Annotated in this window: 6 protein-coding genes; all 6 read right to left on the bottom strand. The window is 74.5% G+C overall.

Annotated elements, in window-relative coordinates; translation table 11 throughout:
* Positions 1-7: 7 nt before the first annotated feature.
* Genes DEJ48_RS08305 through DEJ48_RS08280 form a run of 6 tightly spaced genes read right to left on the bottom strand, consistent with a single transcriptional unit; the run spans position 8 to position 13387 of the window.
* A complete protein-coding gene (locus DEJ48_RS08305) occupies positions 8-1876 on the bottom strand; it encodes an Hsp70 family protein (protein ID WP_150215548.1) in 1869 nt (622 codons plus the stop codon).
* The gene (locus DEJ48_RS08300; protein ID WP_150215547.1) at positions 1873-4014 is read right to left on the bottom strand and encodes an Hsp70 family protein; all 2142 of its coding nucleotides are present in this window, start codon (positions 4012-4014) and stop codon (positions 1873-1875) included. Before DEJ48_RS08300 ends, DEJ48_RS08305 begins: the two co-directional genes overlap by 4 nt.
* Positions 4011-4442, bottom strand: coding sequence for a nucleotide exchange factor GrpE (locus tag DEJ48_RS08295; protein WP_150215546.1), 432 nt, complete (start codon positions 4440-4442; stop codon positions 4011-4013). Before DEJ48_RS08295 ends, DEJ48_RS08300 begins: the two co-directional genes overlap by 4 nt.
* A complete protein-coding gene (locus DEJ48_RS08290) occupies positions 4435-4794 on the bottom strand; it encodes a hypothetical protein (protein WP_150215545.1) in 360 nt (119 codons plus the stop codon). The genes DEJ48_RS08295 and DEJ48_RS08290 overlap by 8 nt, the downstream gene beginning before the upstream one ends.
* The gene (locus DEJ48_RS40745) at positions 4791-10700 is read right to left on the bottom strand and encodes a CHAT domain-containing protein (RefSeq protein ID WP_150215544.1); all 5910 of its coding nucleotides are present in this window, start codon (positions 10698-10700) and stop codon (positions 4791-4793) included. Before DEJ48_RS40745 ends, DEJ48_RS08290 begins: the two co-directional genes overlap by 4 nt.
* The gene (locus DEJ48_RS08280) at positions 10697-13387 is read right to left on the bottom strand and encodes a tetratricopeptide repeat protein (protein ID WP_150215543.1); all 2691 of its coding nucleotides are present in this window, start codon (positions 13385-13387) and stop codon (positions 10697-10699) included. The genes DEJ48_RS40745 and DEJ48_RS08280 overlap by 4 nt, the downstream gene beginning before the upstream one ends.
* Positions 13388-13415 lie beyond the last annotated feature (28 nt).

Genomic DNA, 13415 nt, shown 5'->3' with positions numbered 1-13415 from the left:
GGATGCTTCACGGGGGTGGTTCGAGTGGCCTCTGTCCGAGGACGTCCCCCCTGCCGCGCCGGTTCCTTCCGTCACGGTTCAATCGCCTCAACAGCGCATCCGCCTCGGCGTGTTCAGGGTCCCACGTGAGGCACTTCCCCAGGGCCTCAATCGCCTCATCCCGTTCTCCGCGCCGGTCCAGCTCGACGGCGTGCCGGAACGTGCGCTCGGCGAGCAGCCCGCGCACCCGGACGTTCGTCGGATCGTGGTTGTACGCGCAGTTGAGCCACTGCTCCGCGTCGGCGAAGTGCTCCGGCGCCATGTCCGCCATCGCCGCCGCGCAGTGCACGTCGATCATCGCGTCCAGCATCTCGGCCCCCGCGGGCCGGGTCGCCGCGTCCTGCCATGCGATGTGGGAGGCCTGCACGGCGTGGTCGTACCGGCCGAGGGAGAGCAGCGCACGGGCGCGGGAGATCTGCCGCTGCGACGCGTAGTCGAGCACGGGAGCGGGGGTCGGGCCCGCCGACGGGGGCGGCGGGGACGACGAAAGCCGCTGGGCCGCGGCGTCGGCCGGAGGCAGGGAACGTGGCCGCGGCGCCCGCCGGGTCAGGCCGTCCAGCAGCTCCTGCGCCTCCGCGATGACCCCGCGCAGCACCGCGGCCGCCTCCTCCTCCCGCCCCTCCCGCACGAGCCGCCGCGCCCCCTCCAGATCCCGGGCCCCGCCCCCCGGCTCCGCCGCCCCCACCAGCGTCGCCGTGAGCGGAGGCGCGTCGGAGAGGGTGTCGTGGGTGGTGGTGGCCGGTTCCAGCGGGCCCTCCTCCAGGGCGGCGGGACCCGAGGACGCCGCGCCGCCCGCCAACCGCACCGCGTGTTTCAGCGCGCCGAGCGCGAGAAGCTCGGGCGGCGCCTGCACGCTCTCCCCGCCGACGAGTGCGGAGGCCCGCGCACGCACCTGCTCCATCCGGGTGCTGCCGCCGACGAGCAGCAACGTGTCGACGTCCTGCGGCGTCATCCCCGACTGGCCGAGCAGCGTCAGCGCCCGTTCGAGCGTGCGCTCCACATGCCGCTCCAGATAGGCGTCCAGGTCGGGCCGCGCGATCCGCACCCACAGCGCGGGCCCGGCCCCCAGTTCGAGATCGAGCACCGCCGCCTCGGGCCCGTCCGGCACCCCGAGCGCCTCCCGCGCCTCCTGCCCCCGTGCGCGCAGCCCCTGCCACACGGCCGCGTCGACCCGATGGACCGAGCCCGCGCCCCGGTGCCTGCGCAGCAGCCGGGCCGCCGACGACAGCATCGCCGTGTCGAACGCGCGCCCTCCCGTCGTCGCCCCGCCCTCGTAGCCGAGCGACCGGAAGTGCCCGCGGACGCTGCGGACCAGGCCGATCTCGAACCCCTCGTACCCCATGCCGTAGACCAGGCACGTGCCGCTGTCCCGCTCCGTCATGTGGCCGATGACCGCGGCCATCGAGTCGTTGACCAGGCGTGCCGGGTCGAGGCCCGCCTCGCGCGCCGCGTCCCGCAGCGCCGCCCGCTGGGCCGAGCCGAACCGCGCGGGCACGCTGATCACCGTCTGCGCCACCCGGCCGTGCGCCGCCGCCTCGACCCGCTCCCGCACCGACCGCAGCAGCCGTACGACGACCCGGTCCGCGTCCAGCGGCTTTCCGCCGATGTGCACCGGACGCCCGCTGCCCAGACGGCTCTTGAGGCTCGGGAACGTCACCGGGAGTTCACCGGTCTCCGCCTGCTCGCACAGCAGCCACGGCCCGTCGCCCCACTCCGCGTCGAGACGCCGTCCCGGCCCGTCCGGCGGCGCGTAGAGCGCACGGATGCCCGTCGCGCCGAAGTCGATGCCGAGGCTGACGGGGACCGGCGCCCCCCGCGCGGGCCCTGACTCTGTCATCCGCCCGCCGTCTCTTCCGCGAAGCGGAGGATGCCCTCGTAGTCGGGCCGGTCGGGCAGCGTCGGCACGGCCCGCTCGGACTGGGCGACCGCCACCAGGTTCACCAGGTTGCGCGCCTGCTGGGCGGTGCCGACGCTGTTGCCCTGCCGGTGCGCCTGCTTCACGTACTCCACCGCTTCGTTGATCCGCCGGACCGTCTCCGGCGGCGCGCCCTCCGAGGCCAGCTCGGCCTGCCGGAACTGGCTGGCGAGGCCGCACTGCCGGTACATGTCGTCGAGCAGCAGCTCGGTGAGCCGCTTGTACTCACCGCTGTCGCCCATCGCGGCCGCCCGCTGGGCCTGCTCGATGTCGCGGCGCACCTTCATCGCCTGTACGGGCTCGATGTACGGCCCGTACCGCTTCAGGAAGCTGTCGGCCTCCCGCTCGGCGTACCCCAGCTGCTCGCGCAGCGCCGCGCTGTCGAGGACCTCGACGGGCTCGGGCGGCGGTGTGCGCGGCTTCTCCCGGTTGGGGGTGGCCTCCAGGACCATGTCCGTGCCGCGCACGGAGATCTTCACCGTGATGATGCGGTCCGCCGAGTAGTTGAAGGAGACGTCGACCTGGCGGTTGATCTCGATCTCCTGCGGCAGCTCGAACTCGACCACGCCCTGCTCGTGGTTCTCGCTCGCCACCTTGCTGTCGCCCTCGTAGACCGGCACGCGGATGCGGCGGCTGTCAGTGGCGTGGAAGGTGCGCTGACGCGGCTCGGAGAGCGGATAGGGCGAGCCCGCCTCGATGATCTCGACGAATACGTCGCGCTGGCTGCCCTTGATCGCCGCGATGCCCATCGCCATCGGTGTCGACTCGTACAGCCCCGTGTCGCCCTTGGACCGCCCGTCGGCCAGACTGCGGCCGCACTCCGTGCAGGCGTCCGCCCCGTACTCGTTGACCTTCGCGCACTCCGGGTCCGAGCACTCCACACCGCGCAGCGTCTCGGCGAGCACGCCCGCGCCGAAGGCCACGCACTCCATGGGATTGATGTTCCTGCGGACCTTGTCGGCGCCGAAGAACGCCTCCACGGCCTCGTACACGGGCCGGGTCAGGGTGCCGCCGCCCACCAGCAGGACGTCGGAGATGTCGTCGGTGGAGAGTTCGTAGCGCGCCAGGGACTCCTGGACGAGGTTCATGGTGCGGGCCACCAGCGGCGCGATCATCCCCTGGAACTCGCCGCGCGTCAGCTTCATCTCGACGTCCAGGACGCCGTTCTCGCTGCGGTACGCGGCCGGGATCACGATGTACGTCTCGGGCAGGTCGTTCAGCTCGCGCTTGGCGCGCTCGGCGGCCTTCTTCGCCTGGAACAGGAACGCCTTGTCGCCGGCCGGGTCCACGTGGTGCTGCTCGCGCATCCACGCGATGATCCGCTCCACGATCGCCAGGTCGAAGTCGTCCCCGCCCAGCCAGATGTCGCCCGCCGACCGCAGGACCTGGAACTGGCTCCGGCCCTCCTGGTCCTTGACCGCGTTGAGGATCGAGATGTCGAAGGTGCCGCCGCCCAGGTCGTAGACGAGCACGCGGCTGCGGGCGCCGCCCGGCTTGTGCAGACCGAAGGCGACCGCCGCCGCCGTAGGCTCGTCGACGATCTTCTTGACCACGAGGCCCGCCTGCTCCGCGGCCTCGCGCGTCGCGGCACGCTGGGCGTCGCGGAAGTACGCGGGCACGGTGATCACGGCGTGCGTCACGGGCTCGCCGAGGACCCGCGAGGCGTCCCTGACCAGCTTGTCCAGGATGACGCTGGAGATCTCCGCCGGGGTGCGGGCCCGCCCGCCGAGCAGCACGTGCGCGCGGGGGTCCTCGTCGGGGCCCGCCACGATCTCGTAGCTCATCCGGTCGCGCGCCTGCACGACCGACGCGTCCGCGAAGTCCCGCCCCATCAGCCGCTTCACGGAGACGATGGTTTCCTTCGGCTGCCTGATCGCCCAGTTCAGCGCGTCCTCGCCGACCAGCGGCTGGTCCTTGCCGTCGCGGCGCACGACCCCGACGACGGACGGCGTGAGCCGCTCGCCCTTGCTGTTGGTGAGCACGGCGATGTCCGCGCGGTGCGGATCGTGGGCGGCCACCGCGCTGTTCGTGGTGCCGAGGTCGATGCCGATGGCCTTCATTCCCGTACCGTCCCTTGTTCCGTGCCGCCGTCGACGGCGACGACCACCCGGGCGGCGCGCAGCACTTGCCCCCGGTATCGATACCCGCGCTGGAGGATCTCGAGGACCTCGTCGCCGTCCGTGCCGGGCGGTGCGGCGCGGACGGCCTCGACGTGGTGCGTGGCGGGCTCGGCCCGCTCGCCGACCCGCCCGACCCGTTCGAGCCCCTCCTCGGCGAGGTCCCTCTCCAGCTGCCCGGCGATCAGGGCCAGGCTCCCGCGGTAGGTGTCCACGTCGCCCGCCGCGCCGTCGGCGAGGAGCCGGTCGAACGAGTCCAGGGCGTCGGCGCAGCGCAGCAGCAGGCGTTCGGTGAGCGCGCGGTGGACGGAGTCGCGGGCGGCCAGGGCGCGGGCGTGCTCGTAGGCGAGCCGGGCCGCCGCGTCAGACATCGAACCGGATCAGGTCGATGAGGGTGTCGTCCGGACGGACCGCGGTGCCGCTCCGCGGCGGGTCCGGTTCCGCGGCGAGCGCGCGGTCGATGTCCTCGACGGCCACCGGGAGTTCGGCGGTGAGGTCGACGTCGTAGAGCATCAGGTCGACGAGGAGCCTGCGGCGTACGCTGCGCAGCTCGTCCCACGCCTCCTGGGTGACCGGCGTCATCAGATGCCGGGCGAGCAGCTCGAAGGACACGTCCTGCATGTCCTTGTGCGACGTCCAGGGGGTGACGCCGGCCGGGGCGAGCAGCTCGTAGGGGGAGAGGTTCGACGGTCCTGTCCCGTTCGCGGAAGGGTCCTTGATCACGCGACGCTGCCTCCTGCTTCGTTCTCTTCGTCGTCTTGGGCGTCTTCGTCGTCTCGGTTCTCAGGAGGCCTGGCTTCGGGAGTTCCGCGGGTGAGTTCGGCGAGCCAGCGGTTCACCGCGTCGAGCAGGGCCTGTCTGATCCGGCTGTCGGTGGGATTCGCGCGGGTGGCGCGGATCAGGTGGTGCAGCGCCCACAGGATGTCGCCGTCGCGCAGGGCGTGTTCCGCCCGGCGCGTCAACTCCTCGGCCCAGGAGGCGAGATCGGTCTCGTCGGGCGGCGGCTCCCGGCCGTCGCTGCGGATCAGGTCGCCCATGCCCTTGACGCCGAGGTGCCGGGTGAGCAGCTTCTCCATCTCGTCGAGCGCCTCGGCTAGCGTCTCGCGGTACCGGTGCGTCAGCGCCTGCCCGAGGCCCACGTCGAGGAGGCCGAGCGCGTCGTGGAGCAGCTTCAGGCGGGCCGGCACCTCGTACGTCCGCTCGTCGAGCGTGAACACGAAGGCGCGGGCGAGGTTGTCGCGCGCGTGGCTCGACTCCGGATTGATGGCCAGGGCGCGGCGCAGGTCGGTCTCCGCGCCGTGCATGTCGGATCGCATGCCGTGCTTGGTGCGGGTGTAGCCGCGCCACACGCCCCGCATGGACAGCAACGCCGAGAGTTTGGCGTTCAGTTGACTCATCAGCTCGCGGTCGAGCGGATGCAGCGCGGTGATCACGGACTCGACGAGCGTGACGGCCTCGTCGAGGCAGCCGCCGAGCTGCACGCCCTCCTCGTCGGCGAGCGCCTCGACGCGGCCGAGCACGGTGCGCACGACCGCCTTCTTCGAGCGGGCCTGCATCCCGGCGTTACGGGACACCTTCACCAGCTCGCCCCAGTGGGCCAGGGCCTCGTCGAGCCCGCCGTCGCCGCGTGTCAGGGCCGTCCTGGCGAGCGCGAGACGGACGTGCACGGCCAGCTCGACGCCGTCCTGGAGGAGCCGGGCGTGGCGCCTCGGGAGGCGTACGTACGCGGGGTTGCGCCGCAGGAAGTCCTTGCAGGGGCCGCACTCCTGGGTGTGCGCCGCCTGCCCGGCGGGCCCGGCGCAGTCGTCCGGCAGCGTGGTCAGGGTGGGGAAGGCAGGCAGCGCGCGCAGCGCCGCCTCGAACTTCCGCACCTCGGAGAGGGCGAAGCTCCGCGCCAACTCCGAGAAGGCCCAACGCAGTTCCCGTACGGCGTACTCGCCCGGGTCCTTGCCCTGCTGGGCGGCGGCGTCGAGCGTGGCGGCGAGCTCGGCGAGCGGCTCGTGCAGGCACAGCAGCCGCAGATACCGGGGCCCGCACGCGAGCGTGCCGCCGGAGCCCGGCACGGACGGCAGCCCGCCCACGTCCTTCAGGACGCGCGCGCCACCGAGCTCGGACTCGAGCAGTGCGGCCAGAGCCTGGTAGGCGTCGGCCTGTTGGGGCCGGTCCTGCTCGGTGTGGCGCTGCTCGTACGCCGAAAGCTGCCCGAAGAGGTGCTGGCTGAGCTCCCAGCGCAGCGACGCCATGTCGTCGTGCGTCAGATCGCGTTCGTAGGCGGTCGCACGCTCGGACCGCCAGCCGTCCCAGTACTCGTCGTCGCTGAGCAGCGTCGCCCAGTACGCGAGCGCCGACTCCCAGGCGTGCACCGCGTGTTCCCACGCGCCGCTCTGCTCCAGCTCCTGCGCCTGCCACAGCCGCGCCACGGCGAGCCCGTGCACCACCGCCATGTCACCGGGCGCCTCCTTCAGACGCCGCTCCCACTCGGCGGCGGCGGCCTCGCGGTCCCGCGCGAGGAGCAGCAGCAGCGGCGCGTCCTGCGGCGAGCGTGCGCACAAGGCTTCCAGAAGCCCGGGGCCCTCGTCCGGCGAGAGCGTGGAGAGGGCGTCGCGCAGGGCGGCGGGGGAGTGCCAGCGGTAGAGCAGCGCGTCCAGCTGGAGGCGCCGACCCGGCAGCCGCAGCCGCTCCAGCGCGACGCGCTCGTGCCAGGACATGGTGCCGCGTTCGAGGAGGGCGTACGAGGCGTTCTTGACGACGTCCATCGAGGCGCCGGGGTCCACCCCCGCGTCACGCAGGGCGAGATAGGGAAAGGCCTGGTCCCGCACGGCGAAGGGGTCGGCGACCAGCGGGGCGCCGGTCAGCCCGTCCGCCCACGGGAGCAGCCCGATGAGCCGCCGCAGCCTGCGGCACCGCACGTCGGCCCGGTCGAGCACGCCGCCCGCCTTCTCGTACGCGGCGACGGCGGCGCTCCACCGCCCGTCCGCCTCCAGCAACCTGCCCTCCGCGTAGGCGAGATGGGCGTCGGCGTCCCGGTGGCCCGTGCACTGCCGGAACGCGTCGGCGGCGCGCTGCCACTCCTGGTGGGCGTCGGCGAGACGGCCGCGCGCGTAGGCGGCGACGGCGGGCGCGTCGCGATGCGCCCCGAGCGCGTCGGCCTCGGCGGCCACGCAGGCCCAGTCACCCTCCGCCTCGGCGGCCCGCACGCGCGCGTACCGCCCCCGCGCGCCGACGTCCACCCCCGCCACGCCGTCCCGCTCCAGCGCCTCATAGGCCTCGGCGACGCCCTGCCACCCCTCTCCGCCCTCTGCGGCCCCCTCGGCGACCCGAGCCCGCACATAGCGCAGCCGCACCCCGACATCGCCCCACGAGTCGTCCCCGACCGACCGATAGCCGTCCACGGCTTCCTGCCACCGCTCACGCTGCTCGTGGGTGCGGGCGAGGGCGTAGTGGTAGAGGGGGGCGGCTTCGGGATCGGGGTCGGTGCCGGGCGCCGCCTCGGGGGAGGGAGGTACGCCACCGGGGAACGCCCGGGCGTAGATCGCGCAGGCCGTGGGCCAGTCGTCGTTCTCCTCCGCGCGGCGGCCCTCGGCCTTGCGGCGGAGTGCGGCCACCGCGCCCTCGCGTGCCGCGTCCGGTACGCCGGTCAGGAGGCTGAGGACAGCCGCCCAGTCGCCGCGCCGATCGGCGGCGACGCGTGCGCGCGCGTAGAGGCGCCGGACGCCGACCTCGCCGTCCGCGTAGCCGTCGGGGAGCCGGCCGAACCCGTCGATGACGCCGTCCCACTCCTCCCGTGCGTCGGCGGCACGCCCCCGCGCGTACAGCACCCGGTCGGACACGTCCCCGAGCCCGCCCGGCAGCCCGGCGAACAACGCGAGCGCGTCGTCCCACAGCCCCCGCATCTCACAGAGCCGCCCGCGGGCGTACGCACAGAGGTCCCGGGCATCGCCGGGCACGTCCCCCGCGGCGCCGACCGCCCCGCCGACCGCCACCCGGCCTGCCCTGCCGCCGGGTTCCCGTGTCCGCCCCCGCGCGTTCGCGTGCTCCCCGGCCCCGGCACCGGCACCGGCGTCGGCCCCGGGCTGCCCGTCGCCCCCACAACCCCCATCCCCATCTTCATCCCCATCCACATCCCGACCCCCACCCCCGACACACTCCTCGAACGCCTCCGCGGCCGACGCCCACTCGTCCGCCGCTGCCGCGAGGCGGCCCTCCGCGTAGCGCCTGAGCGGGTGCGTGGCGTGGTAGTCGGGCGGGAGCGGGGACAGATGGGTGAGCACGGCCGGCCAGTCGCCGGAGTCCCTCGCCGACAGGGCCGCCTCGTAGACCCCGCGGCGCAGCCCGCTCAGCCACGGTTCGGTGTCCCAGCCCTGCGCGGCCGCCGTGGAAAGGGCCGTCAGCGCCTCGGCGTGGCGGCCCGCCTCCGCCGCGCCGCGCCCCCGTGCGAACAGGAGACGTACCCCGCTGTCCAGGAAACCGTCCGCCGCCGCGTACGCCTCCTCCGCCGCGCCCCACGCACCCGCCGCGTCCGCGGCACGACCGACGCAGTACACCTGCCAGGCCCGGCTGTCGGGCCCCGCCTGCGCGAAGGCGTCCCGCGCCGCCGCCCACTCCCCGTCCTCCGCCGCGGCCCGCCCCCGCGCGTACGCCGAACGCCCCGCCGCGTCGTCGAGGCCCGCGCACACCGCGTACGCCGCCTCGGCCGCGGGCCAGTCCTCCCGCGACTCCGCGGCCCGGCCCGCCACATAGGACGACCACGCCGTGGCCACGACATGGCCGGGGCGGAGCGCGAGGACGGCCGCGTAGCCGTCGGCCGCCGCGCTCCAGTCACCCGAGAGCCGTGCCCGCTCCGCCGCCTCGCAGACCCGCGCCACATGCAGCTCGTCGCGCGCCGCGGCAAGCCGTTCCGTGACGTCCCGCAGCCCGCCAGGCCGCACGGCGAGCACCTCCTCGTAGCGCCCGATGGCCGTGGCCCAGTCCGCCCCCGCCTCCGCCGCGCGGGCCTCGTCGACGAGCGAGACGAGCCTGCGCAGCCCGGCGACCTCCGCCGCGAGCGCGCCGGGCAACGGTCCCGGCAGCAGCTCGCGCACCACGTCGAGCTGCGCCTGTGCCCCCGACGCGTCCCGCTCCCCGGCGAGGAGCGCGCACAGCTTCTCCAGCTCGGGCCAGGCCAGTTCGAACGCCGCCTCGGCCCGCATCCGGCGCCGCTCATCGGCGTAACTCTGCGTCGGCGTACGCAGGATGCGCTGCACCTGTGTCCAGTTCCCCAGGTCGCGCTGGAAGCGTGCCGCGCCGATCAGCGCCGCGGAGCCGACGTGGCCGACGGGGCTCTGGAAGGTCCGCAGCGCGTCCTCGCCCTCGCGCAGCGGATCCGCGACGGCCGCGCCGCCCGCACCGAACTCGTCGTCCCTTACCTCGCGCGCCTTGAACAGCCAGCCCTGCCTGCACCCCTCGTGCAGGAACAGCGCGGGGGTCGCCCACTCCACCGCCGTGTGCTCCGGCAGGTGCGAGATCCGCAGCCGCGCGGCGGCCACCGCCTCGTCGACGGTCTTGTTCGCCGCGATGCCCTTGAGCAGCTCGGGCCCGAACGCACCCGCCGACACGTCGCTCACCCGCCCCCGCATCGCCACCACGGCGGGCACGCCCCCGCCGATCAGCGCCTGCGCGAGCCCGGAGAAGGGTTCCAGGTGTGAACTGTCCGCACCCGCACAGAGGTTGAGGGCGACGAACCTGAGGCGCTGCGCCTTCAGGAGGATCGCGGCGAGCAGATCCGCGGGCACCCGGTCGACGTCACCGTTCTCCGTCTCCAGGGACACCACGCCCTTGCCGATCTCCCGGTCGTACGTCCCGTGCGCGATGACTAGGACAGCCGTGGGCAGTTCGGAGTGGACGCCCAGCGCGTCCTCCAGGCTCGCGCGCGTCGCCCGCTCCACCACCACGGTCTGGACGGCCACTTCGGGCAGGTCGTTGCGGATCGCGGCGACCTCCGGGGCCATCCGCAGCGGCGGGAGCCCACGGGGCGACGCGCACACCACCAGAAGCCGGATCACGCTCGGCTCGTCCGCCGGCTCCGGCAGGCGCTGCCCCAGGGGGCCGCCGGCGAGTGAACGGGCCAGCGAGTACCCGTGGTTGAGGGCGAGCGACTGCTGCGGGCTGCCGGGCGGTGCGCAGAGCGACTCCAGGGGGAGGTCGCGCAGCTCGGGCGGCAGGTCGAAGCGGAGCCGCAGCCCGCGCGCGGGACGCATGCCCTGGGCGCGGCCGAGCGCGGTGTCGACGCATGCCCCGATACGCCCGCCTACGGCGTCCTCACCGGACCCGTCCGCGCCCCTACCCCCACTCCCAGCTCCGCCTCCGCTCCCGGCCCTGCTCTCGTCCTCCGCCGCGTCGCCGAACAGCAGCCGGAAGACACCGCGCCCGAGCGCCCGCAGCTGCGCCACGGTGTGCTGCTCGCCCATCGGCGCGTACCCGAGCTCCGCCGCGATCAGCCGGTCCCACTGCTCCCGGAACGCCTCGGGCTCCCCGTCGACCGCCATCACCTCGGCCGCGCACGCGGGCCCGCCCGCCGTCACCAGGTAGCGGGAGGCGCCGACACGGCGGACCCGGATGCGCAGTTCCTCGTAACCGAGCACGGGCGTCACTGCTCGCTCTCGTCGGGCTGCCACATGACGTGGTCGAGGTCCGCGACGGCGGCTTCCCGCAGCTCCTCCAGGTCGGGTTCGTCCGGGAAGAGCGCCAGGGCGGCGGTGAGTTGGTCGACGGCCTCGCGCAGGGTGTCGCGTGCCCCCGACAGGCTGCCGGAGCTCCAGCGGGCGGCGGCGAGCCCGCGCAGCACGATGCCGAGGCTGACCTGCGCCCGCAGCAGGTGCGGGTTGAACGCCACGGAGCGGCGCAGGTCGGCGGCGGGCCGGTCGAGCAGTGCCTCCGCGTCGTTGGCCACGGAGATGCCGCGGTCGGCGAGCACGCGCGCCAACTGCCCTTCGAGCCGCCCGCGTTCGTTCGCGCCGATCACCGACCTCGTCGCGTCGAGCGTCGACACGGCGAGGCTCAGCCGCCCGTCGCGATGCGCCGCCCGCGCCGCGCCGAGCGCCATGTCGACGATGGCGGTCTGCGTCTCGCGGTACCGGTCGATCTCCCTGCTGTGCACGAGGGCGCGACGCCAGTACGCGGCCGCCGCGCCGAAGTCGGGCCGCGCGGACGTCATTTCGGACCGACCCATACTGAGTCGCGCCTCCAGCGCGAGCCCGCGCGCGTCGAGTGACAGACGGAGGTGTTTGTCGGGGACTCCGGCATACCCGGGATTCAGCTCGTCGAAGCGCCCGCACGCAGGTTCGCAGACGGCCCCGGCCCCCGGCCCGCCGCGAGCCCGACAGCTTGGGCAGCGCAGCTCGGAGAGGGCGGCGAGGGCGTCGACCGCTTTGTCCTGTCCCAGGAGGAGCCGGGCGAAGCCGAGTTCGGAGAAGGCGTAGGTGAGGGAGGTGGAGGCGGCTGAGGGGGTTGCTGTTGCTGTTGCTGTTGCTGTTTCGGCTTCGGCTTCGGCTTCGGCTTCGGCTCCGGCTTCGGGTCCGGTTTCGGTCTCGGCTTCGACTTCGGCTGAGGTGGCAGAGACTGCCGCGAAGGACTGCGCCCGCGCGTCGACTGAGGCTGAAGCTGAGGCCGTCCGCGCGATCGCGAAGGATTGCTCCCAGGCGGCCGCGAACGCGCCGAACTCCGCCGACCTGCCGAGCTCCGCGATGCGCAGGGGCCCGCAGAACAGCGGTGCTCCACCGCCCCCCGCCGCCGGAAAGCCCCCGATGGCGGCGAGCAGCTTGGCCGCGTCGGCCTCACGCTGGAGCAGCGGCCCGAGGGCGACACGGGTGCCCGCGTCGTCGGGCAAGCACCGTTCGAGCGCCTCGCGCAGCCCGGCGCGCAGCACGGGTACGAGGGAGGGCTCGACGCCGACGCCGTACCGCCGGGAAGCGGATTCCAGGACGTGCGCCCAGAAACCGGCGTCGTGCAGCAGCGCGGCCCACGCGGCGACACAACGCTCCCAAGTCGAACCGCTCCCCGCGTCCCCTGAGTTGAGAAGCCCCACCGCAAGGGTGTGCGTAACCCGGTGATCGGAGGGATCGTCCCGGACGGCGTCATCCAGCAGAGCTACGGCGGCGGCCCGATACCCGCCACGCACCAGAGCCACGGCGTACAACGGTGAGGAGGACCAGCTCCCTGGGTCGAGCCCCCGCGCGGCGACGAGGAGCGCAGCGGCCCGCCGCCGGAGCTCGTCGCCGTCGTGGCCCCCGAGTGCCGCGAGGGCAGCCCTGCGCAGCCGCAGAGCCACCTCGCGCGTGGAGCCCCCGGCGAGGACGGCGAACAGCCAGCGCGCCTCGTCGTCCAGGGGCCCGGCCGACGCCGCGGCCCGCAGGTCGCCGAGGGCGGAGTCGGGGTTGCCCGCGCGGGCGTGCACATAGGCGCGCTGGACGAGGCTGCGGCCGTGCGGGACCGCGCAGGCGAGGGAGGCGGTGAGGTGGCGCTCCGCGGCCGCGAGGTCGCCGCGGTGCGCGGCGGCGCAGCCCAGCCAGTGCAAGGGGCCCGCCGCCGAGGGCCGCAGCGCGTGCGCCCGCGCGAACTCGGCCTCGGCACCCGCACCCTCCCCCCGAGCGAGCCACACCCGCCCCACCCCGGTCCACGCCCGCGCGACGACCCGCGCGGCACCCTCGGGGAGGGGGCTGTGCGCGGGGTTTCCGGTGGCGGGCCCACGCGTGGGGCTTCCGGCACCGGGGCCGTACATGCCACGGTCGGTGTCGGACCCGCCCGTCGAGCCTCGGGCGCCAAGACCGTACGCGTCGCGCTCGACGTCGCGCCCGGGCACAGGGGCCGCCGCGTTGAGGCCGTCTGTGTCGGTTTCGGCGTCGGGCCCGTGCACGAGAGTTCCCGCGTTGCGGTCGGCTGCGTGGCTTTCGGCGGCGGGGACGCCCGTGGGTCCACCGGTACCGAGGTCGTACGTGTCGGGGCCGTGCGGGGGGCCTCCGGTGCCGGGGCTGCCGCACGCAGGGCCTCCCGCGTCGACGCCGTACGCGTCACTTCCGACGTCGATGCCGCGCTCAGGGCCCCCGGCGTCCACAGCGTCCACGGCGTGTGCGTCGCCTTGGGCGTCGTGGCCCCACCCATCGCCGCCCCGCCCATCGCCCTCGGTCGCCCCGCCGTCCCCGACCCCCGCGAGCCGCAGCGCCCTCGTGAAGAGGTTCTCGGCGGCACTCGTGTCGCCCCGCTCCAGTGCCGATTCGCCCTCCGCGCACGCCTGTTCGGCCTGGGACAGGTCCGTTCTCGTTTTCGTGGTCTGCGTCGTCACAGTCGGCCCCCGATTCCGGTCCGTGGCG

It is taken from the genome of Streptomyces venezuelae, from assembly GCF_008642315.1.
Lineage (GTDB): Bacteria > Actinomycetota > Actinomycetes > Streptomycetales > Streptomycetaceae > Streptomyces > Streptomyces venezuelae_D.
This window is presented reverse-complemented; position numbering and strand designations above follow the sequence as displayed.